Source organism: Amycolatopsis sp. NBC_01488, from assembly GCF_036227105.1.
Taxonomy (GTDB): Bacteria; Actinomycetota; Actinomycetes; order Mycobacteriales; family Pseudonocardiaceae; genus Amycolatopsis.
The window spans coordinates 838,840-865,819 of sequence record NZ_CP109434.1 but is presented as its reverse complement, the minus strand read 5'-3'; the positions used below and the strand labels follow the sequence as shown (position 1 = coordinate 865,819).

Sequence of the window (26,980 nt, the reverse complement as noted above, 5' to 3'; positions counted from 1 at the left end):
GGCATCACGAGCAGGAATGTCTCCCGGAAATCTGACATCCGCCGGTCGCGACCGACAACCCCTAAAGACCGTCTAAAGCGGACCTTGGCGGGGCGCGGACCGACGCCCTAGGGGCGCGATTCCCGCGTGGTCCGGGGCCATTAGGGGTGGGTGCGCCCGCGGTGCGCTCGTATCGTCAGCCGTATTGCTGTGGGGGCGCGCACGATCCCCCTTTCCAGCGCAGGCGACGTGGAAGGAAAGAGGACTCGTGGGCAACTCCGAAGAAAAGCTGGTCGGTGCGCTCCGTGCCTCCCTCAAGGAGAGCGAACGGCTGCGCGAGAAGAACCGGCGGCTGACCGAAGCCGCGCGGGAACCGATCGCGATCATCGGCATGGCCTGCCGGTTCCCGGGCGGCGCCACGACCCCAGAGGCGCTCTGGCGGCTGCTGGACGGCGGCGTCGACGCGATCGGCGAGTTCCCCGCGAACCGCGGCTGGGACCTGGACCGACTTTACGACCCGGCCGGGGAGCGCCCTGGCTCGAGCTACGTGCGGGAGGGCGGGTTCCTCCACGACGCCCTGGACTTCGACGCCGACCTCTTCGGCATCAGCCCGCGCGAGGCCCTGCTCATGGACCCGCAGCAACGGCTCCTGCTGGAAACCTCGTGGGAGGCCTTCGAACGCGCCGGCATCGCGCCGCATTCGGTGAAGGGCAGCCCCACCGGCGTGTTCGCCGGCACGATGTACCACAACTACCAGGGCAGCTACGGGTCCTCCGGTGTCATCTCCGGCCGGCTCGCCTACACCTTCGGCCTGGAAGGGCCCGCGGTCACCATCGACACGGCGTGCTCGTCGTCGCTCGTCGCGCTGCACATGGCCGTTCAGGCACTGCGCAGCGGCGAGTGCTCGCTCGCGCTCGCCGGTGGCGTTTCGGTGATGTCGACGCCGCGCACGTTCGTCGAGTTCAGCCTCGACGGCACGCTCGCCCGCAGCGCCCGCTGCCGCGCGTTCGCCGACTCCGCCGACGGCACCGGCTGGTCCGAAGGCTGCGGAATGCTGCTGGTGGAAAAGCTGTCCGACGCCCGCCGCCACGGCCACCCGGTGCTCGCGATCGTGCGCGGCACCGCGATCAACCAGGACGGCGCGTCGAACGGCATGACCGCGCCCAACGGTCCTGCCCAGCAGCGCGTGATCCGCCAGGCCCTCGCCAACGCCCGCGTCAGCCCCGACGAGGTCGACGTCGTCGAGGCGCACGGCACCGCGACCAAGCTCGGCGACCCGATCGAGGCGGGCGCGCTGCTCGCGACCTACGGCCAGGAGCGGACTTCGCCGCTGTGGCTGGGTTCCGTCAAGTCCAACCTCGGCCACACCCAGGCCGCGTCCGGCGTCGCCGGCGTGCTGAAGATCGTCCTCTCCCTGAACAACGGGGTGTTGCCGCAGACCCTGCACGTCGACCAGCCGACGCGCCAGGTCGACTGGAGCGCCGGGCAGGTCGAGCTGCTCACCGAGCGACGGCCGTGGGAGCGCAACGGCCACCCGCGCCGCGGCGCCGTCTCGTGCTTCGGCCTGAGCGGCACCAACGCCCACGTCATCCTCGAAGAGGCGCCGGACCCCGAAGACGCTGTCGAGGCGCCGCGCGACGACGCCGCGATCCCGTTCGTGCTGTCCGGCCGGACGCCGCAGGCCCTGCGCGCGCAGGCTGTCCGCCTGCTCGCCGACCTCGACGAGAACCCCGCGCAGCTGCTCGACGTCGCGGCCACGCTGGCCGCCGGGCGCACACACCTCGACCACCGCGCGGCCGTCGTGGCGCGCGATCGTGACGAGCTGGTCGCCGCCCTGCGCGGGTTCGCGGACGGTGAGCCGGGCGCACTGACCGGTGTCGCCCGCGGCGAGACGAGCACCGCGTTCCTCTTCTCCGGTCAGGGTTCCCAGCGGCCCGGCATGGGCCACGAGCTGGCGAAGTACCCGGCCTTCGCCCAGGCGTACGCCGAGACCTGCGCCGAGCTGGACCGGCACCTCGACCGCCCGATCCGCGAGGTGATCGACACCGACGCGGACGCCCTGTCGCAGACCGGGAACACCCAGGCCGCCCTGTTCGCCTTCGAGGTCGCGCTGTTCCGGCTCGTCGCGTCGTGGGGCCTGGTCCCGGACGCCGTCTGCGGCCACTCCATCGGGGAGCTGGCGGCAGCGCACTGCGCCGGGGTGCTCTCGCTTGCCGACGCGGCGAAGCTGGTCGCTGCCCGTGGCCGCCTGATGCAGGCGCTGCCCGTCGGCGGCGCGATGGTCGCCGTCGAAGGGACGCCGGACGAGGTCGCCGCGTTCGATCCACAAGGGACAGTCGACGTCGCGGCCGTCAACGGCCCGCGCTCGGTCGTCCTGTCCGGTGCCGAAGACGCGGTCATCGCGATCGGCGACAAGTTCGTCGACGCCGGACGGCGCACGACGCGGCTGAAGGTCTCGCACGCGTTCCACTCGCGGCTGATGGAACCGATGCTCGCCGAATTCCGGTCTGTGGCAAAGAGTCTCACGTACGCGCAGCCCGAGCTGACCGTCGTCTCGAGCGTCACCGGCGGCGAGGTGTCCGCCGAGCTGACCGATCCCGAGTACTGGGTGCGCAACGTCCGGCAGCCGGTCCGGTTCGCCGACGCCGTGCGCGCGCTGGCGGCCGAAGGCGTCAACCGGTTCCTGGAGCTGGGCCCGGACGCGCCGCTGACCGCCGCCGTCCCGCAGTCCGCCGACACCGCGGTCGCCGTCGCGGGGCAGCGCCGGGACGTCCCCGAGGACGTCGCCATCGCCACCGCGCTCGCGACCCTGCACGTCCGCGGCGTCGTGCCGGACTGGGCCGCGCACTCCGGCGCCCGCGGCGCGGGCCGGGCCGACCTGCCGACCTACGCCTTCCAGCACCAGCGGTACTGGCTGGAGGTCTCGTCCGAGTCCGGTGACGTCTCCTCGATCGGCCTCGACCCGGTCGACCACCCCCTGCTCGGCGCGGCCACCCTGCTGGCCGACGCCGACGGCCTGGTGCTGTCCGGCCGGATCTCCGCCACCACCCACCCGTGGCTCGACGACCACGTCGTCGGCGGCGCGATCATGCTGCCCGGCACCGCTTTCGTGGAGCTGGCGGTCCGCGCCGGTGACGAGGCCGGCTGTGGCCGCGTCCGCGACCTGACCCTGCACGCCCCGCTGGTGCTGCCCGCGAAGGGCGCGGCGCGGATCCAGGTGCGGATCGGCAAGCCCGCCGCCGACGGGTCCCGCCCGATCAGTGTCCACTCGCGACCGGACGACCTGGCCGTGACCGCGGGCTGGACCCGGCACGCCGACGGCACCCTGGCCCCCGCCACGGCCGCCGCGTCGTTCGACCTGAGCGCGTGGCCGCCCGCCGGTGCCGAGGTCGTCGACCTCGACGGCATGTACGACCTGCTCGCCGAAGCGGGCATGGCCTACGGCCCGATCTTCCGGGGCCTGCGCGCGGCCTGGCGCGCCGGCGACGACATCTTCGCCGAAGTCGCCCTGCCCGAGCAGGACCGGCTCGGCGCCGAAGCGTTCGGCCTGCACCCCGCGGTCTTCGACGCGTCGCTGCACGCCGTCGGCCTGAGCAGTGCCGCGGGAGAGGGCACCACGCTGCCGTACTCGTGGTCGGACGTCGAGCTGCTGGCCGCGGGTGCGGCCGCGCTGCGCGTGCACGTCCGCCCGTCCGGGCCGCAGACGGTCGAGCTGCGCCTGGCCGACTCGGCCGGGGCGCCGGTCGCCCGGGTCGGGCAGCTGGGCCTGCGCCGGATCAGCGACGAACAGCTCGCTGCGGCCCGCGCGAAGCCCGGCGGCACCGACTCGCTCTACCGCGTCGACTGGGTCCCGGCGACACTGCCGGACGTCTCCGAAGCGGACTTCACGGTGTACGAGGTCAAGCCCGGAACGACCGCGGTCGCGGCGAAGAAGGCTGTCCACAGTGCACTGTCCACAGTGCAGGAGGCTGAAGGTCGCTTGCTCGTGGTGACGCACGGCGACCTCGCCGGGGCCACCGTCGCCGGGCTCGTCCGTTCGGCCCAGGTCGAGAACCCGGGTCGGCTCGTGCTCGTCGAGGGCACCGCGACGCCGGAGCAGCTCGCCGCGATCGCCGTCGCCGATGAGACCTCCGTCCGTGTCACCGGCGAACAGGTGACCGTGCCGCGACTGGCCCGGTCAACACCCGAGGCCGGGGAAGCGCCGGACTGGGGCACGGTCCTCGTCACCGGTGGTACCGGCGCGCTGGGCAAGGTCGTCGCGAAGCACCTCGTGCGGCAGCACGGCGTCAAGGACCTCGTGCTCGTCAGCCGTCGCGGTCCGGACGCCGCGGGCGCGCCGGAACTCGTGGCCGAACTGGCCGAGCTGGGCGCCGAAGCGACCGTCGTGGCCACCGACCTCGCCAACCGGGCGAAAGTCCGGGCTCTGCTGAAGAAGTACCCGATCAACTCGGTCGTCCACGCCGCCGGTGTCCTCGACGACGGTGTCTTCGCGTCGATGACGCCCGAGCGCGTCGACGGCGTCTTCGACCCGAAGGCCCTGGCCGCCTGGCACCTGCACGAGCTGGCCGGCGACCTCACCGCGTTCGTGACGTTCTCCTCGGCCGCCGGTGTGCTCGGCGCACCGGGCCAGGCCAACTACGCCGCCGCCAACGCCTTCCTGGACGCGCTCACCGCGGCGCGCCGCGCCGAGGGCAAGCCGGGGCACTCGCTGGCCTGGGGCATGTGGGAGTCGGCGGCCGGGATGGCCGGGGAGACCCACGGCAAGCGCGGCCTCGGCGCCTTCGGCGTCGACGAGGGCCTGGCGTTGTTCGACGCCGCGGTCGGCGGTGCGGGTGCGGAGTACGTCCCGATCAAGCTCGACCTGCCCGCCTTGCGGGACGCGGGTGGCGGGGTTCCCGACCTGCTGCGCGGCCTCGTCCCGGCGGCGCGGCGGACGGTGTCCGGCCGTGCGGCGGGCGCGGACTCGTTGCTGGGCAAGCTGATCCGGCTGCCCGCGGAGAAGCGCCGCGACCACCTGCTCGAGCTGGTCGTGCGGCACTCGGCCGCGGTGCTCGGCCACGGCTCGGCCGACCTGGTCGACGCCGACCGCGCGTTCAAGGACCTCGGGTTCGACTCGCTGACCGCGGTCGAGCTGCGCAACGCGCTCAACGAGGCCACCGGCCTGAGCCTGACCGCGACGCTCGTCTTCGACTACCCGACCGCGGGCGACCTCGCGGCCCACCTGCACGAGTCGCTGCTCGGCGAGCTCGGCGACCCGGCGGAGACCGAAGAAGTCACTGCGAGCACCGACGAGCCGATCGCGATCGTCGGCATGGCCTGTCGCTTCCCCGGCGGCGTCAGCACTCCCGACGAACTGTGGGACCTGGTAGTTGCCGGGCGTGACGGCACTTCCCGGTTCCCGGAAGACCGCTCGTGGGACCTCGGCTACTGGCTCGGCATGGCGGCCGCCGCGGGCAAGGAGCCCAACGGCGGGTTCGTCACCGGCGCCACCGACTTCGACGCCGGCTTCTTCGGCATCAGCCCGAACGAAGCCGTCATGATGGACCCGCAGCAGCGGATGCTCCTCGAAGCGTGCTGGGAGGCGTGCGAGTCCGCGGGCATCGACCCGCTGTCGCTCAAGGGCACCGACACCGGCGTGTTCGCCGGCGTCATGCAGTCCGACTACGACCCGGGCCCGCTCGGCACGGTCGAGCACAACGGCCTGTTCCGCGGCTCCGGCGCGCTCGGCAGCGTCGTGTCGGGCCGGGTCGCCTACACCTACGGGCTGGAGGGCCCCGCGGTGTCGATCGACACCGCCTGCTCGTCGTCGCTGGTGGCACTGCACCTGGCCGTCCAGGCGCTGCGGCAGGGCGACTGCTCGCTGGCACTGGCCGGGGGCGTCGCCGCGCTGGTCTCGCCGGAACCGTTCGTGCACTTCGACAACAGCGGCACCGCCTCCGACGGGCGGTCGAAGCCCTACTCGGCCGCGGCCGACGGCGTCGGCTGGGCGGAAGGCGTCGGCCTGCTCGTGGTCGAGCGGCTCTCCGACGCCCGGCGCAACGGGCACGAGGTCCTCGCCGTGGTCCGGTCCAGCGCGGTGAACTCCGACGGCGCGTCCAACGGTCTCACCGCCCCGAACGGCCCGTCGCAGGAACGCGTGATCAAGCGCGCGCTCAAGCTCGCGGGCCTGACGACGTCCGAAGTGGACGCCGTCGAGGGCCACGGCACCGGCACCACGCTGGGCGACCCGATCGAGGCCAACGCCCTGCTCGCCACCTACGGCCGGGACCGGTCCGACGACGAGCCGCTGTGGCTCGGCTCGGTCAAGTCGAACATCGGGCACGCGCAAGCCGCAGCCGGGGTCGCCGGCGTGATCAAGATGATCCTCGCGATGCGCCACGGCGAGCTGCCGATGACCCGCCACGGCGACGACCCGTCGCCGCACGTCGACTGGTCCGCGGGCGCCGTCCGGCTGCTCGCCGAGACGATCCCGTGGCCGGACCGGGGACACCCGCGTCGTGCCGGTGTGTCGGCCTTCGGCTACAGCGGCACCAACGCGCACGTGATCCTGGAGCAGGCGCCGCCGTCCGAAGCGGTCGAGCCGGTGCGTGCCGCGGGGGAGCGTCCCTCGGTGCTGCCGCCGTGGCTGCTGACTGCGCGCACGCCGGAAGCCCTGCCGCTGCAGGCCGCCGCGCTCCTGACCCACCTCACCGAGAACCCGGACCTGGACCCGCTGGACGTGGGCTTCTCCCTGGCCGTCCGCGAGCCGGTGCTGCCCTACCGCGCCGCCGTCGTCGGGGACGACTTCCTCGCCGGGCTCACCGCGCTGGCCGCGGGCGAGGACTCACCCGCCGTCGTGCGGGGGACCGCCCGTGGCGGCAAGACGGCGTTCCTGTTCCCCGGCCAGGGCACCCAGCGGCCCGGCATGGGCCGCGAGCTGTGCGAGGCGTTCGGCGTCTTCGAGCACTCCTTCACGCAGACGAGCGCGCTCTTCGACGGCCACCTCGGCCGGTCGCTGCGTCAGGTGATGTTCGCCGAGGAGGGCTCGGCCGACGCCCAGCTGCTCGACCGGACGGCGTTCACCCAGGCAGCTCTCTTCACCATGCAGGTCGCGCTTTACCGCCTGGTCGAGTCGTGGGGCCTGCGTCCGGACGTGCTGATGGGCCACTCCGTCGGCGAGATCGCCGCGGCCCACGTGTCCGGAGTCCTTTCGCTGAAGGACGCGGTGAAGCTCGTCGCGCACCGCGGCCAGCTCATGCAGGAGCTTTCCGGCGGTGCCGTCGTCGCGGTCGAAGCCGCCGAGGCCGAGGTGACGCCGCTGCTCACCGCCGCCTGCGGGATCGCGGCGATCAACGGCCCGACGTCCCTGGTGGTCTCCGGCGCGGAGGCCGACGTGCTCGCGATCGCCGACCACTTCACGGCGCTCGGCCGCCGCACCAAGCGGCTGGCCATCAGCCAGGCGATCCACTCGCCGCTGCTCGACGAGATCCTCGACGAATTGCGCGAGATCGCCGGGGAACTCACCTACGAACCCGCCCGGATCCCGATCGTGTCCACAGTGGACGGCGCCGCGGTCGAGCCGGACCGCTGGACCGACCCGGAGTACTGGGTGGCCAACTGCCGCCAGTCCGTCCGGTTCCTCGACGGCGTCCGCGCCCTCGAAGCCGCCGGAGTCAGCCGGTACGTCGAGCTCGGCACCGACGGCACCCTCGCCGCGATGACCCAGGGCTGCCTGGCCGGGGACCCGCGCGACGCCGTGATGATCCCGCTGCGGGCCAAGACGCAGGAAGAAGTCCGGGGTGCGCAGCTGGCCGCGGGCCGGTTCTTCGCCCACGGCCTCGGCTTGACCGGCGCGAAGCTGTTCCGCGGTGCCGAGCGCGTCGCGCTGCCGCCGTACGCCTTCCACCGCAGCCGGTACTGGCCCGACGTGGACATGGAAGCCCTGCACGCCACCGGCGACCTCACCGCGACCGGGCTCGATTCGACCGAGCACCCGCTGGTCGCCGCCGCGCTCGCGGTGGCGGGCTCGACGCAGGTGGTGCTGACCGGGCAGATCTCGGTGCACACGCACCCGTGGCTGGCCGACCACACCGTCGGCGCCGCGATCGTCTTCCCGGGCGCGGGGTTCGTCGAACTGGCCGTGCGAGCCGGTGACGAAGCGGGCTGCCCGCGGCTCGACGAGCTGACCCTGGAAGCGCCGCTGGTGCTGCCCGAGCTGGGCAAGGTGCGGCTGCAGGTCGTCGTCGACGAACCGGACGCTTCGGGCCACCGCGCGGTTTCGGTGTACTCGCAGACCGACAGCGACGACCCGTGGGTCCGGCACGCGGCCGGTGTGCTGGCCCCTGCCGCCGGCGCCGAGCCGGCCGGGCTGACGGCGTGGCCGCCCGCCGGAGCCGAGCCGCTGAACCTGGACGGGCTCTACGACGGATTCGCCGCCGCCGGACTTGGCTACGGGCCCGCGTTCCAGGGCCTGTCCGCGGCCTGGACCCGCGACGGCGAGGTGTTCGCCGAGGTCGTCCCGGGTGAGGCGGGCACCGCCGGGTTCGGGCTGCACCCGGCGGTCTTCGACGCGGCCTTGCACGCGATCGGCTTGTGCGACACCGTGACGGTCGCGGGCGGCCTGCCGTTCGCGTGGACGGGCGTCGAGCTGCACGCGGCGGGCGCGTCCCGGCTGCGCGTGCGGGTCGTCCCGCTGGGCGCCGACTCCGTGTCGCTCGAGCTGGCGGACCAGACGGGCCGCCCGGTCGCGTCGGTCGGCTCGCTCGTGCTGCGGGCCGGGGCGACGGACCTCTCGGTGGTCCGGCCGCCCAAGTCGCTGCACGGCTGGGCGTGGCAGCCGGTCCCGGTGCCGGCTGCTTCGGGTCCCGACGTCGAGATCCTGGATCTGTCCACTTCGGACTCGGCGGCGGCGACCCTGGCCCACGTGCTCGACCGGGTGCGGGACCGGCTGAGCGGGTCGCGGGCCACGATGGTGGTCGTCACCCGCGGCGCGGTCGCGCTCGACGGCGAGGACGTCACCGACCTGGCCGGTGCGGCGGTGTGGGGCCTGATCCGCTCCGCGCAGTCGGAAAACCCGGGCCGGTTCGTGCTCGCCGACATCGACGTCCACGCCGATTCGGCGGCCCTGCTGCCGCGCCTCGTGGCGGCCGGGGAACCGCAGTTCGTCGTCCGGAACGGCGTGGCGTACGGCGGGCGGCTGACCCGTCTCGCGCCGTCGGCCGAGGCTTCCGCCACGACGTTCGACCCCGACGGCACGACGCTCGTCACCGGCGCCACGGGCGCGCTCGGCGCCCAGCTGGTGCGGCACCTGGTGACCGAGCACGGCGTGCGGAACCTGCTGCTCGTCAGCCGCCGCGGCGCGGCTCCCGGCCAGGTCGACGAGCTGACCGAGCTGGGTGCGGCCGTCACGGTCGCCGCGTGCGACGCCGCCGACGCCGACGCGCTGGCCGGGGTGCTCGCCGCGATCCCGGCCGAGCACCCGCTGACCGCCGTCGTGCACCTGGCCGCGGTCGTGGACGACGCGACCCTCCCGTCGCTGACCCCCGACCGGCTGGCCGCGGTCCTGCGGCCGAAGGTCGACGCCGCGCTCAACCTCCACCGCCTGACGTCGGACCTGGGCGCGTTCGTGCTCTTCTCGTCCGTCGCCGGCCTGCTGGGCAATGCCGGTCAGGGCGCTTACGCCGCCGCGAACAGCTTCCTGGACGGGCTGGCCGCGCACCGTCGCGCCCAGGGCCTTCCCGCGCAGTCCCTCGTGTGGGGGCTGTGGGAGGACACCGCGACACTGTCCGAGGCCGACCGGGCGCGGATGGTGCGCACCGGCCTGTCACCACTGTCCACAGTGGAAGGACTGGCGCTGTTCGACGCGGCGGTCGCCCGGCCCGAGGCGCTGCTGGTGCCGATGAAGGTCGATGGCGCGGACTCCGGCGACGTGCCGCCGGTCTTCCGGGCGCTGGTCCCGCCCACCCGGCGGACGGCGTCGACGGGCGGTCCGACGCTGCAGGAGCGGCTGGCCGGGCTCGAACCGCTGCGGCGGGAACGGGCCGTGCTCGACCTGGTCCTGGACCGGACCGCGGCCCTGCTCGGCTACGCCGGCGGCAGCGCGATCGAAGCGCAGCGGCACTTCCTCGAGTCCGGGTTGGACTCGCTGACCGCCGTCGAACTGCGCAACGGGCTCACCGAGGACACCGGCCTGCGGCTGCCGCCGACCGTCGTCTTCGACCACCAGACCCCCGCGGGACTGGCCGCGCACCTGCTGTCCGAACTGGACGGTGGCGAGGTCGTGGCGGAGCAGCCCGGCGAACCCGACGCGCTGGCGGACGTCTTCGCCGACGCGGTCCGGGCCGGGCGGGTCGAGGACGGGCTGAGCATGCTGGCCGCGGTGGCGAACCTGCGGCCGGCCTTCACCTCACCCGCCGACATCGACGGCCTGCCGGCCCCGGTGCGGCTCAAGGAAGGCGCGGCCGGCGCGGAGCTGTTCTGCTTCAGCACGCCGGTCGCGACCGGGGGCGTCTACCAGTACGCCAAGCTGGCCGCCGGGTTCCCCGAGGGCCGTGCGCTGCACGCCGTGCCGATGCCGGGTTTCCTGCCGGGAGAAGCACTTCCGTCGACCCCGGAGGCGATCGTCGAGGTGCTGGCGGAGAGCCTGCGCAAGTCCGCGGGCGACCGGCCGTTCGCGTTGCTCGGGTACTCCTCGGCGGGCATCCTGGTGCACGCCGTGGCGGAGTGCCTGGAGCGCGGCGGCACCCCGGCGGCGGGCATCGTGCTCCTGGACACGTACGTGATCAACGGCGACGACGCGATCGGCGACGGCGCGGCGGACCTGGCGAAGGGCATGCTGGCCAACGAGTCGCAGTACGGCTCCTTCGACCGGGCGAAGCTGACGGCGATGGCCCGCTACATGGACCTGCTGCCCCGCATCGCGATCAGCGGCCTCGAGACGCCGTCGCTGCTGGTACGCGCGGCGGACCCGTTCGACGCGGACGCCCGCAGCTGGCAGACGACGTGGTCGCACGCCGACGAGGTGAAGATCGCGACGGGCCACCACTTCACGCTGATCGACACCGACGCACCCACCACGGCCGCCACGGTGGCCGAGTGGCTCACCAGCCTGGACTGACCCGGTCGTGAGTGAGAAACAGGGTTAGAACGCTGTTTCTCACTCACGACCGGCCAGCCCGGCGACCCCGGCCAGGACGGGTTCCAAGCCGGCGCTCAGGAACGCTTCGCGGTCCTCGGCGGTGGCCGGGTAGCGGCCGCCGGCGACCAGGGCCGCCAGCTCGTCCGAACCGTGCCGGGGGAGGTGGAACGCGAGGTGGTCTCGCACGGCCGACGCCTCCGCCGGCGTCGCCGGGCTGGCGAGGCGGACGGCCGCGGCGGTGGCGAACCCCGTCACCATCGTCTCGCAGCCGAGCAGGTGCTCGCCGCGGACACCCGCCGCGGCGCACGCCCGCAGGAGCACTTCGGTCCACGCCAAGCGGTTCGGGGTCACCGGGTCGCCGCGCATGGGCAGGTCCAGCAGCCAGGTCCGGGTCAGCAGCCGGTCGACGACCGCGCGCGTCCAGTCGCGGACGTCGGCGCGCCAGTCACCCGAGGACGCGAGTCCCGGCGGCGGCGGACCCCAGCCCGCATCGGCGAGCAGGACCGTCAGCTCCTCCTTCGAGCTGACGTAGCGGTACAGCGCGTTGGTCGTCACGCCCACCTCGTGGGCGATGTTCGGGAGCGAGGCGTTCCCGACGCCGTCGGCGTCGGCGAGTTCGACGGCCGCCGCGACGATCTGCGCCACCGAGTGCGACGGCTTCGGCCCGCGGCGCGGCGGTGGCGCGCCGCCCCACGCGAGGGTCATCCCGGGGGGCAGCTCCGGTGTGGTGTCCCTGTCCAGCATGGTGCGTCTTCCCTGGCGAGTGCTCCGGCAGTAAACTGTGAGAGTCTTACACTGATTTGAGCGGAGGGCGAGCGGACGTGAGCGAGAACAGGCCGGTGGCCACGGCCGTCGGCCGGCTCCTGTGGCCGGAGCGTACGCGGGTCACCGAGCTGGACCGCAAGCTCGCCGTCACGCGGATCGAGCACGCGCGGGCCGAGGGTCGCTGCGAAGACGCCGAGGTCAGGCTCGCCCGCGTCCGGACGGCCACCACGCACGCGGAGCTGGACAGCGCCGTCTCCGGGCGGTCCGCGTCCGCCGTGCCGCCGATCCTGGAGGCCGCCCCGCGGGTCGGGCTGGCGGTCTGGGTCGTGGTCAGCCTGGTCAACCTCGTGGTCTACCTCACCATCGGGATGGTCAGCGGCCAGTGGGACGGGCCGTGGGTGCTGTGGCCGGTGCTCGGCGGCGGCCTGCTCGTGCTCGGCCTGTGGTCCACGCGGGAACGCGACCGCCGGATGCGCCTCGGCGACGGCTGACCGGCACCCCCTGAATCCCGGCGGTAGGGGTCCGGGTTCCCCTGGAGACCTCACTAGGCTAAACTGTGTAATCCATACACAATTCGTCCGTACCTGAGATGGGGGCCGAGATGGCCGAGACGACAGATGGTTCCACGGCCGGCGGCCGCACGGCCCTCAAAGTGATCGCGATCGTGTGGCTCGCCGCGACCGGCATCAACCTGCTGGTCTGGCTGATCATGTGCTTCGCGACGCTCAGCCTGCATTCGCCGTTCTGGATCTGGCCGCTGATCGGCGGTGCGCTCATCGTGGTGCCCTGGTACTACGCGACTCGCAACCGCTCGACCGAACGGATCGCGCGGGGATGACGACCATGACGACCACCGGGTCGCCCGTCCGGCTGGACTCGGTGAAGAAGACGTACGGGCGCGGCGAGAGCGGCGTGGTCGCGCTCGCCGGGGTCAGCGTGGACTTCCCCGCCGGCAGCTTCACCGCGGTGATGGGGCCGTCGGGGTCCGGCAAGAGCACGCTGCTGCACTGCGCCGCCGGCCTCGACCGGCCCGACGAAGGCAGGGTCACGCTCGTCGGCGTCGACCTCAAGGGCCGCAACGAAACCCAGCTGACCGAACTGCGCCGCGAGCACGTGGCGTTCGTGTTCCAGTCGTTCAACCTGATGCCCGCGCTGAACGTCGAGGAGAACATCACGCTCCCGATGCTGCTGGCGGGCAAGGAACCGGACCGGGCGTGGATCGCCCAGGTCGTCGAGCGCGTCGGCCTGTCGCAGCGGGTCCGGCACCGTCCCGGCGAGCTGTCCGGCGGTCAGCAGCAGCGCGTGGCGATCGCCCGCGCGCTCGCCGGCCGCTCGGCGGTCACCTTCGCCGACGAGCCGACCGGCGCGCTGGACACGTCCACCGCGCTCGAGGTGCTCGGGTTGCTGCGCGAGCTCGCCGACGCCGGCCAGACGATCGTCATGGTCACCCACGACCCGGTCGCCGCGTCGTTCGCCGACGAGGTGCTCTTCCTGGTGGACGGGCAGATCGTGACGAAGATGGCCACGCCGGCCGTCGAGATGGTCGCCGCGGAGCTGGCGCGCCTCGGTGCCCGGGCCAAGCAGGCGAGGGGGCGGCAGTGAGCCCGCGGCGGGTGGTCCTGCGGATGGCGCTGGCCAGCCTGCGGTTCCGCGCGGCCGCCTCGCTGGCGACGTTCGTCGCGGTCCTGGTCGGCTGCTCGCTGCTGATCGCGTGCGGTGGCCTGTTCGAAACCGCACTGTCGCTCGACGCCCAGCCGCAGCGGCTGGCGGCCGCGCCGGTCGTGGTGACCGGCTCGGCCGGGTTCAAGCTGCCGGACGAGGAGTCGCAGGTCGTTCCCTACGGCGAGCGCTCGGGCATCCCGGCCGGGCAGCTGGCCCAGCTCGCGTCCGTGCCGGGCGTGCGGCAGGTCGTGCCGGACACCACGTTCGCCGCGGTCGTCGTCACCCCGTCCGGGCCGCAGAGCGCCGACACCCCGCTCGCCGGGCACGGGTGGGACTCGGCCGCGCTCGCGCCTTACTCCCTTGTGGACGGTGTGCAGCCGCGCGCCACGGGCCAGGTCGTGCTCGACGAAGCTTCGGCCGCGAGCGCCGGGGTCCGCACCGGCGGCCAGATCGCCATCGCCGTGAACGGCGCGCAGCCGCGGGACTTCGCGGTCGTCGGCGTCGCGCACGCGGACACGACCGGACCCGCCCTGTTCTTCTCGCCCGCCGACGCCCAGCAGTTCTCGGTGCACCCCGGCACGGTCGACCTGGCCGGGATCTTCCCCGCGGACGGCGTCGACGCCGGTGAGCTCGCCGCCCGGATCGCCGAGAAGGTGCCCGGGCTGAACGTGCTGACCGGCGCGGACCGCGGGTCCGCCGAGTTCCCCGGCATCGACGGCGCCCAGCTGCCGCTGATCCTGCTCGCCGGCGTCTTCGGCGGCATGGTCCTGGTGGTCATGGCGCTGGTGGTGTCGGCCACGATCAGCCTCACCGTGCGCCAGCGGCAGCAGGAGCTCGCGCTGCTGCGGGCCACCGGCGCGACGCCGCGTCAGGTGCACCGCATGGTGCTCGCCGAGACGATGGTCGTGGCGGCGCTGGGCGCGCTCGCCGGGCTGGCCGGCGGCCGCTTCGTCGGCACGGAGATCTTCAGCTTCACCACGGGCAACGGCATGCTCCCGCCCCAGCTGGAGTTCCAGCAGGGCATCATCGGCTTCGGCGGCGGCCTCGTGCTCTCGCTCGGTATCTCGTTCGCCGCCGCGTGGTTCGCCGCGTTGCCCGCGGCGCGGGCCCGGCCGCTGCAGGCGCTCGCCGAGGCGTCCATCCCGCCCGCGAAGGTGAACGACGTCCGCCGCTTCGGCGCGAAGGTGTTCGCCGGGGTCACCGCGCTGCTGGCTGTCGCGACCCTGTTCATGCCGGTGGACATCGCGTCCGCCGTCTGCGGTCCGGCCGTGCTCACCGGCTCGATCGCCGTCGCGCTGATCGGCCCGGAGCTGATGGCGTTCGTCGCCACCCGCTTCGGCCCGCTGATCCGGCGGATCGGCGGCCGGGACGCGGTGCTCGCGGTGATCAACTCGCGCACCCGCGCCGTGGCGTTCGCCGCGGTGCTGACGCCGATCACGCTGGCCACCGCCGTCGCGCTCGGGAACGTCTACGCCGAAACCACGCAGCAGCACGCCATCATCGGCGCCTACGCCGACCAGCTGCGAGCCGACGCGGTGGTGACCAGTGGCACGGGCGCGGTCTCGCCCGCGCTGGCCGACGCCGTCCGGCAGGCGCCGGGCGTCGGGTCGGTGTCGCCGCTGGTGACCAGCCAGGGCTGGATCGAAGAGCCCTACGACGGCAACGGCAGCGACCCGGGCCGGCTGCTCGGCCTCGACGTCCGGGACGCGAACGGCGTGCTGGCGACGCCGGTGACGTCCGGTTCGCTGGCGGACCTCACCGGCGAAACGGTGGCGCTGCCCGAAGGCGTCGCGGACGACCTCGACCTGAAGCTCGGCGACCAGATCACCATGCGGCTCGGCGACGGGGCGCAGGCCAAGGTGAAGATCGTCGCGTTGCTGGACAGCCCGTCGGGTTACCCCAGCATCGTGCTGCCGGCCGCGCTGCTCGCTCCGCACACGACGTCCGGTGTGGCGAGCAGGCTGCTGGTCCGCGCGGCGGACGGCCAGGATGCAGCGGCAGTCGTCTCGGCGGTCACCGCGGCGACGGCGGACTGGCCGGGCGCCACGGTCGGAGATTCCGACGCGGTGACCGAGAGCTTCGCCGCCAGTGCCGACATCGAGGCGATGATCCACTTCCTGCTGGCCGTGCTCGCCATCGCGTACGCGGCGATCGCGGCGGTGAACACCCTGGCCGTGGCGGTGCTTTCACGGCGTCGCGAGTTCGGCGTGCAGCGGCTCGCGGGGGCGCGGCGCGGGCAGGTCCGCTCGATGCTGATGATCGAGGGCGGCATCCTGGCCGTGCTTGGCCTGGTGCTCGGGACGGGGATTTCGCTGTTCACCGTCATTCCGATGGCGATTTCATCCGGCACCATCGTGCCGATCGGCCCGCTGTGGGTGTTCCTCGCGGTCATCGCGGCGGTGTTCCTGATCGTCTGGCCGGTCACCGCGCTTTCCGCGCGGCTGGCGATGCGGCGCAGCCCGATCGAAGCGGTGACGCTGCCGGGGCAGTAGCGATTTGTAGGGGTTAGCGGGCCGGCCCGGTGCGGATAGTGTCGAAAACGACCATCCGCACCGGGCCGGCCCGGTTTCCCTTTTCTGGAGTGGATCCCATGCGCGTACTCCTGGCCGCCGCGCCGTCGCCCGCGCGGCTGCACAACCTGGTGCCGTTCGCGTGGGCGCTGCGCACGGCGGGTCACGACGTGAAGATCGCCGGAGAGGCATCGTTCGTCGACGAGATCCTCCGCACCGGGTGCGTCGCCGTCGACCTCGCCGAACCCGAAGCGCTGGTGGAGTTCGCGAAGCTGTGGCGACCCGACGTCGTGGTGTCGGCCGCGGGGACGCCGGTCGGCGACGCCGTCGCGATCCGGCTGCTGGGCCCGCTCGACGAGCCTGGCCCGTCCGAGGCCCAGACGACGTTCGACACGGTACCGCCGTCGCTGCGCGACGCTTCCGACGCGCGCCCGGTCCGGCACGTGCCCTACTTCGGTCCGGTCGTGGTGCCGGAGTGGTTGCGGCGCAAGGCAAGGCGCAGCCGCGTGCTGCTGTCGCTCACGGACGCGACGCTCGCCGGTCCGGTGTTCGACGCCGTCGCCGGTGTCGACGCCGAGGCGGTGTGGGCGACGGACTCGTCGCGGATCCCGGCCGGGGTGTCGATGCCGCCGAACGTCCGCCTGGTCGACGCGGCACCTCCGGCGGCGCTCCTGCCGACGTGCGCGGCGGTCGTCCACGACGGAGACGCGTCCCTCGCGCTCGCGGCGGTGACGCAGGGCGTGCCCCAGCTTTCCCTGACGGAGACGGCGATCGGTGCGCGGATCGCCGCGGCCGGAGCCGGGTATGTGGGTGCTGCTGAGCACATTCCCGAGCTGGCTTCGCTGAGTACTGCGGCGAACGCGCTTCGGGACGAAATCGCCGCCCTGCCCGCGCCGCGCGAAGTGGTCGCCTCGCTCGGGTAGCGGCAGACCCGGTCGGCTCCCTGAGCCGCTGATTGTGGGGCCGTTAGGGGTGGGGCGGCCCCACGGCCGTCGGTAGCGTTTTCGGCGTGGCACCTTCCACTCTTTTTCGCGGTTAGGTGGGTCGATTACGTGAGTACCGTTCTTCTGGCCGTTTCCCAGGGGGTAATGGCGTGAGCGCCGAAAACGAGCGGAAGCTGCTCGACTACCTCAAGCGCGCGACCGCCGACCTGCGCGAGGCCAAGGGCGCCCTGCAGGAGGTCCGGCGGCGTGACACCGAGCCCATCGCGATCGTCGGCATGGACTGCCGCTATCCCGGTGGGGTCTCGAGCCCGGAGGACCTCTGGGAGCTGGTCGCCACCGGGACCGACGGCATCGGCGCGTTCCCGGCCGACCGCGGCTGGCCCCTCGACCGCCTCTACGACCCCGCGGGCGAACGGCCCGGCACCACGAACACGCGCGAAGGCGGCTTCCTGCGCGACGCCGCCGAGTTCGACCCCGAGTTCTTCGGGATCTCGCCCCGCGAGGCGCTCACGATGGACGCCCAGCAGCGGCTGCTGCTCGAGACGTCCTGGACCGCGCTGGAGCGTGCGGGCATCGTCCCGGACACCCTGCGCGGCAGCAGCACCGGCGTCTTCGCCGGCGTGATGTACCACGACTACCTCGGCCACGCGGCCGCCGGCAGCGTCGTCTCCGGCCGCGTCGCCTACGCGCTCGGGCTGGAAGGCCCCGCGGTGTCGGTCGACACCGCCTGCTCGTCGTCCCTGGTCGCCCTGCACTGGGCCACGCAGGCACTGCGCCGCGGCGACTGCTCGCTGGCCCTCGTCGGCGGCGTCACGGTGATGGCCACGCCCGAGACGTTCGTCTACTTCACCGAGCAGGGCGGCCTGTCCGACGACGGCCGCTGCAAGGCCTTCGCCGCCGGTGCCGACGGCACGGGCTGGGGCGAGGGCGTCGGTGTGCTCGTCGTCGAGCGTCTCTCCGACGCCCAGCGCCTGGGCCACGACGTCCTCGCCGTCGTGCGCGGCAGCGCGGTCAACTCCGACGGCGCGTCCAGTGGCTTGACCGTCCCCAACGGACCGGCGCAGCAACGCGTGATCCGCCAGGCCCTCGCCACCGCTGGACTGTCCACATCGGACGTCGATCTGGTCGAAGGCCACGGCACCGGCACCAAGCTCGGCGACCCGATCGAAGCGCAGGCCCTGCTGGCCACCTACGGCCAAGACCGCGAGCGGCCGTTGTGGCTCGGCTCGCTCAAGTCCAACATCGGCCACACCCAGGCGGCCGCCGGGGTCGGCGGCGTGATCAAGGTCGTCCAGGCCATCCGGCACGGCGTCCTGCCGAAGACCCTGCACGTGGACGCGCCGTCGCCGCACGTCGACTGGTCGGCCGGCGCGGTGGAGCTGCTCACCGAGTCCCGCGCCTGGCCCGCGGTCGAGCGGCCTCGCCGGGGCGCGGTGTCGTCGTTCGGGATCAGCGGCACCAACGCCCACGTCGTCATCGAGCAGGCCGAACCCGCGCCCGAGGAGCCAGCCGCGGCCGAAGTTCCCGTGGTCGCGTGGCCGGTGTCGGCGGACTCTGCCGATGCCGTCGCCGCTCAGGCGCGGCAGCTCGTGGACCACGCCGGAGACCTGGCCGACATCGGGTTCTCGCTGGCCACGACGCGTTCGGCGCTCGACCACCGCGCCGTCGTCGTCGGCTCCGAGCCCGCCGAGCTGCGAGCCGGGCTGAGCGCGCTGGCCGCCGGTGAACCCGCGCCGAACGTCGTCCGCGGCCGCCGCGGCACCGGCCGGACGGCCTTCCTCTTCACCGGTCAGGGCGCGCAGCGCGCCGGAATGGGCACGGTCCTCGCCGCGAAGTACCCGGTGTTCGCCGGAGCACTCGACGCGGTGTGCGCCCGCCTGGACTTGGCCCGTTCCGTCTTCGACGACGCGGAAGCCCTGCAGCAGACCGGGTTCACGCAGCCCGCGCTGTTCGCGTTCGAGGTCGCGCTCTACCGGCTCCTGGAATCGTGGGGCGTGCAGCCCGACCACCTGCTCGGCCACTCGATCGGCGAGCTGGCCGCCGCGCACGTCGCCGGGATCCTCTCGCTCGACGACGCCTGCACGCTCGTCGCCGCCCGCGCCCGGCTCATGCAGGCCCTGCCCGCGGGCGGCGCGATGGTCGCGATCGCGGCCACCGAGGCCGAGGTGACCCCGCTGCTGACGGCCGGGGTGAGCATCGCCGCGGTCAACGGCCCCCGTTCCCTGGTCGTCTCGGGTGCCGCGGACGAGGTCGCCGCCGTCGTCGCGCCCTTCGAACGGCCCAAGGAGCTGCGTGTTTCGCACGCGTTCCACTCACCGCTGATGGAGCCGATGCTGGTCGAATTCGCGGCCGTGGCGGCGAAGCTCGGCTACGCGAAGCCGTCGATCCCGATCGTCTCCACGGTCTCCGCCGACGCCGACCTGACCACGCCGGAGTACTGGGTGGAGCAGGTCCGCGCGACCGTCCGGTTCGACGACGGCGTGCGCGCCCTCGCCGCCGACGGCGTCCGGACGTTCGTCGAGATCGGTCCCGCCCCGGTGCTGACTGCCGCCGCGAGCACCGCCCTGGACGACGAGGCGCTCGCCTTCGTCCCGGCTCTGCGCAAGGACCGCGACGAGGCCCACGCCGTCGTCACCGCGGTCGCCACCCTGCACGCCCGCGGGATTCCGGTGGACTGGCCGGCGTTCTACGCCGGTGCCCGCCGCGTCGAGGTGCCGACCTACGCCTTCCGCCGCACCCGCTACTGGCTCCCGGCCACCACCGCGACCGGCGACGCCACCGACCACGGCCAGCAGCCCGCCGCGCACCCGATGCTCAGCGCGGTCGTCCGGGTGCCCGAGTCGGACACGGTCGTGCTGACCGGACGGCTGTCGGCGGACACCGTGCCCTGGATCGCCGACCACGTCGTCCTCGGCACGATCCTGCTGCCCGGCACGGCGTTCGTCGAACTGGCCCGCGCCGCCGCCGACGAGGTCGGCTGTACCGGCATCGAAGAACTCACCCTGCAGGCCCCGCTGGCGCTGACCTCGGGCGCGGCCGTCCAGGTGACCGTGGAAGCCGAGGAAGCCGGCCGACGGCGCCTGACCGTCCACTCGCGACGGGACGGTGACGACGCCTGGATCCGGCACGCCGAGGGCTTCCTCACGACCGGTGCCGACGCGCCCGCGTTCGACCTCACCGAATGGCCGCCCGCGGGTGCGACCGAGGTCCCGCTCACCGACCCGTACGCCCGGCTCGCGGACCTCGGCTACGACTACGGCCCGGCGTTCCAGGGCCTGCGTGCGATGTGGACGGACGACGACGAAGTCTACGCGGAGGTCGTCCTCTCGGACGGCGCTCGTGAGTACGGCCTGCACCCGGCGCTGTTCGACGCCGCGATGCACGCCCAGCTGCTCGGCCCGGCACCCGAAGCCGGGGAAGCGGCGCCGATGCTGCCGTTCTCGTTCAGCGGCACGACGTGGCACGCCGCGGGCGCCGGCGCCCTGCGCGTCCACGTGGCGCCGACCGGCCCGGAGGCCATCACGCTGCGGATCGCCGACTCGACCGGGATGCCGGTGCTGTCGGTCGGTTCGCTGGCGGCACGGGCGATCTCCCTCGCCAAGCCGGCCCCGAACTCGCTCTTCCGCATGGCCTGGGAGCTGGCCGTCGGAGGCGCACCGGGCACTGCACGGGTGCTCAAAGTGTCCACTTTGGACGGACCAGTGCCGGAGCGGGCTCGCGCGGCCGCCCGGCAGGTGCTCACCGCGATCCGGGAGCTGGACGCCGAAACGCGCTTGGCCGTCGTCACGCGCGGCGCGGTGTCCGTCGACGGCGAGGACGTCGACCCGGCCCTCGCCACGGTGTGGGGCCTGGTGCGGGCGGCCGAAGCCGAGCACCCGGGCCGGTTCGTGCTGATCGACGGCGACGACGTCGAAGCCGCGCTGGCCTCCGGTGAACCCGAGGTGGCCGTCCGCGACGGCCGGGTCCTGGTGCCCCGCCTGGTCGCGGCCGCGCCGGCCGGCGAGCTGGGCTGGAACCTCGACGGCACGGTCCTGATCACCGGCGGCACGGGCGGCCTCGGTGCCGTCGTCGCGAAGCACCTGGTGACGAACCACGGCGTCCGGCACCTGCTGCTGACCAGTCGTCGCGGCATGGACGCACCCGGTGCGGCCGAGCTGCGCGACGAACTCACGGGTCTTGGCGCCGAGGTCACCATCGCGAGCTGCGACGTCACCGACCGCGCGTCCGTCGCGGCGCTGGTCGACGGCGTTCGGCTGACCGCGGTGGTGCACGCGGCGGGCGTCCCGGCCGCGGGCCGCATCGAAAACCTCACCGACGAGGAACTCGACCGCGTCTTCGCCCCGAAGGTCGACGGCGCCTGGAACCTCCACGAGTGCACCGGAAACCTCGACGCGTTCATCCTGTTCTCCTCGGCCGCGAGCACGGTGCTGGCCGCCGGGCAGGCGGGGTACGCCGCGGCCAACGCGTTCCTCGACGAACTCGCCCGCCACCGTCACGCGCAGGGCCTGCCGGCGACGGCACTGGACTGGGGTGCCTGGGCCGAGGACGGCGGCATGGCCGGCGAACTCGGCGAGGCCGACTTCCGCAGGCTGCGTCGCCTCGGCACCCCGCCGATGGCCACCGCCGACGCCCTCGCGCTGTTCGACGCGTGCCTGGTCGCCGAGGACGCCGTCCTCGCGCCGGTGAAGCTGGACGTCGCGGCATTGCGGTCCCGCGCGGACTCGCTGCCCCCGGTCCTGCGTGGCATGGTCCGCCCGGCAGCCCCCCGCCGCGCGGCGGCGAAGGCCGACGGCGCTGTCACGGCCCGGCTCGCGACGCTCCCGGAGTCCGAGCGCGAGGCGTACCTGCTGGAGGTGGTGTCCGCGCAGGTCAAGGCCGTCCTGGGGCTCGGGTTCGTCGAGCCGGAGCGGGCGTTCCAGGAGATGGGCTTCGACTCGCTGACGTCGGTGGAGCTGCGCAACCAGCTCGGCGCCCTGACCGGACTGAAGCTGACGGCGACGATCGTGTTCGACCACCCGACCCCGGCGGCGTTGGCCAAGAGGCTGCACGCCCTGCTGGGCCCGGCCCGCGGCGCGGCCGACTCGCTGCTCGCCGAGATCGACCGCCTCGAAGCCCTCCTGGCCGGCGCGGGATCGCTCAACGGCTCGACGGCGAAGGTCACGGCCCGCCTCGAGGCGCTGTCCCGCAAGTGGACCGAGGCGAACACCGGCGGGCCCGAAGCAGCCGACCTGGACGAAGCCACCGACGACGAGCTCTTTGCCGTGCTGGACGAGGAATTGGGTATCTCATGAGCAACGAGGACAAGCTCCGCGACTACCTGAAGCGCGCGACGGCGGATCTGCAGGCGGCCCGGCGTCGCGTGCAGGAGCTGGAGGCCCAGCACGCCGAACCCATCGCCGTCATCGGCATGAGCTGCCGCTACCCGGGGGACGTCCGCACGCCGGAGGACCTGTGGGACCTGGTCGACCAGGGCCGCGACGTCATCGGGGAGTTCCCCGCCGACCGCGGCTGGGACGTCGAGGGCATCTACGACCCGATCCCCGACCGGCCCGGCAAGACCTACACGCGCCACGGCGGCTTCCTCTACGACGCCCCGGACTTCGACGCCGAGTTCTTCGGCATCAGCCCGCGTGACGCCCGCCGCGCCGACCCGCAGCAGCGGATCCTCCTCGAAGCCTCGTGGGAGGCCTTCGAACGCGCCGGGCTCGACCCGCACGCGCTCAAGGGCAGCCCGACCGGCGTCTACGCGGGCGTGATGTACCACGACTACAGCGGCGGCAGCCCCGACGGCAGCCTCGTCTCCGGGCAGGTCTCCTACACCCTCGGCCTCGAAGGCCCGTCCGTGTCGGTGGACACCGCGTGCTCCTCGTCGCTGGTCGCGCTGCACATGGCCGCGCAGGGACTGCGGGACGGCGACTGCACCCTCGCGCTGGCCGGCGGGGTCGCCGTCATGGGCACGCCGGAGATGTTCGTCGACTTCAGCGGCCGTCGCGGGCTCGCCGCGGACGGGCGCAGCAGGTCGTTTTCGGACGATGCCGACGGGACGTCGTGGGCCGAGGGCGTCGGCGTCCTCGTCCTGGAGAAGCTTTCCGACGCGCGCCGCAACGGGCACCGCGTCCTCGCGTTGCTGCGCGGCTCGGCGGTCAACCAGGACGGTGCCAGCAACGGCTTTTCCGCGCCCAACGGCCCGTCGCAGGTCCGGGTGATCGAGGCCGCGCTGGCCGACGCCGGGCTGTCGCGGTCCGATGTGGACCTCGTCGAGGCGCACGGTACCGGCACCGCGCTCGGCGACCCGATCGAAGCGCAGTCGCTGATGGAGACCTACGGCCAGCGCGCCACCGGCGCACCGCTGCTGCTCGGCTCGATCAAGTCCAACATGGGGCACCCGCAGGCCGCGGCCGGCGTCGCCGGGGTCATCAAGGTGATCCAGGCACTGCGCCACGGCAAGGCGCCGCGCACGCTGCACGTCGGCACGCCGTCGACGCACGTCGACTGGACGGCCGGCGCCGTCGAGCTGCTCACCGAGCCGCGCGACTGGCCCGAGGTGAACCGGTCGCGCCGCGCGGCGGTCTCGTCGTTCGGCGTGAGCGGCACCAACGCGCACGTCATCCTGGAGCAGGCGCCCGAAACCGACGCCGTCGAGCCGCCCAAGCCCGCGGTCACGCCGCTGGTCCTGTCGGCCAAGACCCCCGCCGCGCTGGCCGAGGCGGCCGCCCGGCTGGCGTCCCGAGTGGACGGTGACCTTGCCGATGTGGCCTACACCTTGGCCACCGGACGCGCGAAGCTCGACCATCGCGCCGTGGTGGTATCAACGGACGCCCGACAGGCCTTGGAGGCGCTGGCCGTGGGCGGTTCGCGACCGGACGTCGTCACCGGGACCGCGGACGTCCGCGGCAAGACCGTGTTCGTCTTCCCCGGCCAGGGCTCCCAATGGACCGGCATGGCGATCGACCTGATCCGGCAGTCGCCGGCGTTCGCCGCGCGGATGGCCGAGTGTGACGCCGCCTTGCACGAGTTCACGGACTGGTCGGTGCTCGCGGTCCTGCACGGTGAGCCCGGCACGCCACCCGCGGACCGCGTGGACGTCGTCCAGCCGATGCTGTGGGCGGTGATGGTCTCGCTGGCCGCGCTGTGGCGCGCGCACGGCGTCGAGCCGGACATGGTGATCGGGCACTCGCAAGGCGAGATCGCCGCCGCGACCGTCTCCGGTGCACTGTCCCTTCGGGACGGTGCACGCGTGGTCGCGTTGCGGAGCAAGGCGATCGGGGACGTCCTCGGCGGCCGTGGCGGCGGCATGCTGGCCGCCGGGCTGCCCGCCGCCGAGCTGCTGACGCGGCTCGACGCCTGGGACGGCCGGATCTCCCTGGCCGCCGACAACGGCGCCACGTCGGCGGTGCTGTCCGGCGACGGCGACGCCCTCGACCAGCTGCGTGACCAGCTCGTCGCCGAGGGGTTCCGCGCCAAGCGCGTGCCGGTGGACTACGCGTCGCACTCCGCGCACGTCGAACACCTCGCCGACCGCCTGCTGGCCGACCTCGGTCCGATCACGCCCGGCGCGGGGAGCGTCGCGATGACCTCCACGGTGACCGGAGAACCAGGGTCCACTATGGACGCCGAGTACTGGTTCACCAATCTGCGCACCACGGTCCGGTTCGCGCCGGTGGTGGCGAAGCTCGCCGACGCGGGATACACGCGGTTCGTCGAGGTCAGCCCGCATCCGGTGCTCGCGATGAGCATCCAGGAAACGCTCGACGAAGGCGGGCACCACGGGTCCGTCACCGGCACCCTGCGCCGCGACGAAGGCAGCCTCACGCGGTTCGCGACCTCGCTGGCCGAGCACTCGGTCCGCGGTGGCGCGGCGGACTGGGCGTCGCTGGTGCCCGGCGGCCGGATCACCGACCTGCCGACCTACCCGTTCCAGCACAAGCGCTTCTGGCTCGAGGAGGAAGCCGCGCCGGTGCCCGTCCATGGTGCCGACCAGGACTTCTGGCAGGACGTCACGAGCGGCGACGTCGACGCTCTGGCCGCCCGGCTCGGCGTCGAAGCCGCCCCGCTGGCCGAGGTCGTCCCGGCCCTGGCCACCTGGCACGGCCGCCGCACCGAGCTGTCCACTGTGGAGTCCTGGCGCTACCGCGTCTCCTGGGCGCCGGTGAGCGTCACCGGCGGGCTGACCGGCACCTGGCTGGTCGTCGTGCCCGCGGACGTCCCCGCGGCGGCCGAGCTGGCCGACGCGCTCGCCGAGCAGGGCGACGTCGTGCGCGTCATCGCCACGGCCGACCGCGAAGCCCTGACCGGGCTGCTCACCGAAGCCACGGCGCTGCGGCCGTTCGACGGCGTGCTGTCGCTGCTCGCCCTGGACACCCGCGAGCACCCGGAACACCCCGCGCTCAGCACCGCCGTCGCCGCCACGATCGCGCTGCTGCAGGCCCTGCGCGACACCGGCGTCGACGCGCCCACCTGGGTCGTCACCCGCGGCGCCGTCGCGGTGGACGCCTTCTCCGACGCCGACCCGGCCGCCGCGGCGGTGTGGGGCCTCGGCACGGTCGCCGCGCTCGACCTGCCCGCCACCTGGGGTGGCCTGGTCGACGTCGACGGCCCCGCCGACGCGCCCCGCCTGGCCGCGATCGTGTCCGGTGTGGACGGAGAGGACCAGGTCGCGATCCGGTCGTCCGGGGTGTTCGCCCGGCGCATGGTCCGCGCCCCGCTGAAGGGCACCGCGGAGGAGTGGCGGCCGCGGGGCACGGTCCTGGTCACCGGCGGCACCGGCGCGGTCGGCGCGCACGTCGCCCGCTGGCTGGCCGGCCGCGGCGCCGAGCACATCGTGCTCACCAGCCGTCGCGGGCTCGACGCCGAAGGCGCGCGTGAGCTGGTCGACGAACTGGGCGTGACCGTGGTGGCCTGCGACGTTTCCGACGAGCAGCAGCTGCGGGCGCTGCTGGAGGAGTACCCGCCGACCGCCGTGGTGCACGCCGCCGGCGTGCTCACCGCCGAGTCGCCCCTGGCCGACGTCACCCCAGCGGAGTTCGCCGCGGCCACCCGAGCCAAGGTCACCGGGGCGGCGCTGCTCGACGAGCTGCTCGGCGACACCGAGCTGGACGCGTTCGTGCTGATGTCCTCCGGCGCCGCCGTGTGGGGCACCTCCGGCCAGCCCGCCTACGCCGCGGGCAACGCCTACCTCGACGCGCTCGCCCGCCGCCGTCGTGCCGCGGGCCGCGCCGCGACCGCGATCGCCTGGGGCTCCTGGGGCGGCGGGGGCATGGTCGACGCCGAGGCGTCCGGCCTGCTGCGCCGCATGGGCCTCGCCGAGATGGCGCCGGAACTCGCTGTCCAAGCACTGGGCCAGGCCCTCGACCACGACGAAACCCACCTGGTCGTCGCGGACATCGACTGGGCCGCGTTCGCCCCGGTGTACCAGCTCGCCCGCCCGCGGCCACTGCTGCGCGCGCTGCCCGAGGTCGCCGAGGACAAGACCGAAACCCCGGCGGACAACGGCGACCTGAAGGCGAAGCTGGCCGCGCTCACCCCCGCCGAGCAGCAGCGGACGCTGCTGGAGCTGGTCCGCGGCCAGGTCGCCGTGGTCGCCGGCTACGACGGTGGCTCGGCGGTCGACCCGGCCCGCGCGTTCAAGGAGCTGGGCTTCGACTCGGTGACCGCGGTCGACCTGCGCAACCGGCTCGGCGCCGCCACCGGCTTGAAGCTCCCGGCGACCGTCGCGTTCGACCACGTCAACCCGCAGGCGCTCGCCGAGCACCTGTGGACGCGGCTCGGTGGCGAGGCCGCGGTCCCGCTGGAAGCGGAACTGGACCGGCTGGAGGCCGTCGCGTCCACTTTGGACGCCGCCGAGATCGACCGGTCCCGGATCGTCGCCCGGTTGCAGGCGATGGTCACCACCCTGCACAAGACCCTGTCCGGCACGAAGGCCACCGACGTGCTGGAGACCGCGACCACGGATGAGCTGTTCGCCCTCATCGACAACGAGCTCGGCGCCTGAGAGGTATCCCCAC

General features: G+C 73.6%; 8 protein-coding genes and 1 pseudogene. 8 read left to right on the top strand and 1 reads right to left on the bottom strand.

Features of this window, described 5'->3' with window-relative positions; translation table 11 throughout:
- Positions 1-247: 247 nt before the first annotated feature.
- Positions 248-11,074: pseudogene (locus tag OG738_RS04035) on the top strand (SDR family NAD(P)-dependent oxidoreductase); the annotation flags it as partial.
- Between the two features lie 39 nt (positions 11,075-11,113).
- Here the strand turns inward: OG738_RS04035 and OG738_RS04030 are convergent.
- Positions 11,114-11,839 (bottom strand): TetR/AcrR family transcriptional regulator, encoded by a 726-nt coding sequence (locus tag OG738_RS04030; RefSeq protein ID WP_329051314.1) that lies wholly within the window; start codon positions 11,837-11,839, stop codon positions 11,114-11,116.
- A gap of 77 nt (positions 11,840-11,916) precedes the next feature.
- On the opposite strand from OG738_RS04030, the gene OG738_RS04025 reads away from it, so the two are divergent.
- The 7 genes from OG738_RS04025 (at position 11,917) to OG738_RS03995 (ending at position 26,967) form a co-directional block, all read left to right on the top strand.
- Positions 11,917-12,351, top strand: coding sequence for a hypothetical protein (locus tag OG738_RS04025; protein WP_329051313.1), 435 nt, complete (start codon positions 11,917-11,919; stop codon positions 12,349-12,351).
- A 98-nt stretch (positions 12,352-12,449) separates the two neighbouring features.
- Positions 12,450-12,698 (top strand): hypothetical protein, encoded by a 249-nt coding sequence (locus tag OG738_RS04020; RefSeq protein WP_329051312.1) that lies wholly within the window; start codon positions 12,450-12,452, stop codon positions 12,696-12,698.
- A gap of 5 nt (positions 12,699-12,703) precedes the next feature.
- Positions 12,704-13,462, top strand: coding sequence for an ABC transporter ATP-binding protein (locus OG738_RS04015; protein ID WP_329051311.1), 759 nt, complete (start codon positions 12,704-12,706; stop codon positions 13,460-13,462).
- Positions 13,459-16,014, top strand: a complete 2,556-nt coding sequence (locus OG738_RS04010) for an ABC transporter permease (RefSeq protein WP_329051310.1) — start codon at positions 13,459-13,461, stop codon at positions 16,012-16,014. The genes OG738_RS04015 and OG738_RS04010 overlap by 4 nt, the downstream gene beginning before the upstream one ends.
- A 98-nt stretch (positions 16,015-16,112) precedes the next feature.
- Positions 16,113-16,955, top strand: coding sequence for a nucleotide disphospho-sugar-binding domain-containing protein (locus tag OG738_RS04005; RefSeq protein WP_329051309.1), 843 nt, complete (start codon positions 16,113-16,115; stop codon positions 16,953-16,955).
- 116 nt (positions 16,956-17,071) lie between these two features.
- Positions 17,072-22,267 (top strand): SDR family NAD(P)-dependent oxidoreductase, encoded by a 5,196-nt coding sequence (locus OG738_RS04000; RefSeq protein WP_442875862.1) that lies wholly within the window; start codon positions 17,072-17,074, stop codon positions 22,265-22,267.
- Positions 22,252-26,967, top strand: a complete 4,716-nt coding sequence (locus tag OG738_RS03995; protein WP_442875927.1) for a type I polyketide synthase — start codon at positions 22,252-22,254, stop codon at positions 26,965-26,967. The genes OG738_RS04000 and OG738_RS03995 overlap by 16 nt, the downstream gene beginning before the upstream one ends.
- Positions 26,968-26,980 lie beyond the last annotated feature (13 nt).

Bases quoted from the DNA above. Each gene is read 5' to 3' on its own strand.
- OG738_RS04030 (WP_329051314.1), bottom strand. From the start codon at position 11,839: ATGCTGGACAGGGACACCACACCGGAGCTGCCCCCCGGGATGACCCTC.
- OG738_RS04020 (WP_329051312.1), top strand. From the start codon at position 12,450: ATGGGGGCCGAGATGGCCGAGACGACAGATGGTTCCACGGCCGGCGGC.
- OG738_RS04015 (WP_329051311.1), top strand. From the start codon at position 12,704: ATGACGACCACCGGGTCGCCCGTCCGGCTGGACTCGGTGAAGAAGACG.
- OG738_RS04005 (WP_329051309.1), top strand. From the start codon at position 16,113: ATGCGCGTACTCCTGGCCGCCGCGCCGTCGCCCGCGCGGCTGCACAAC.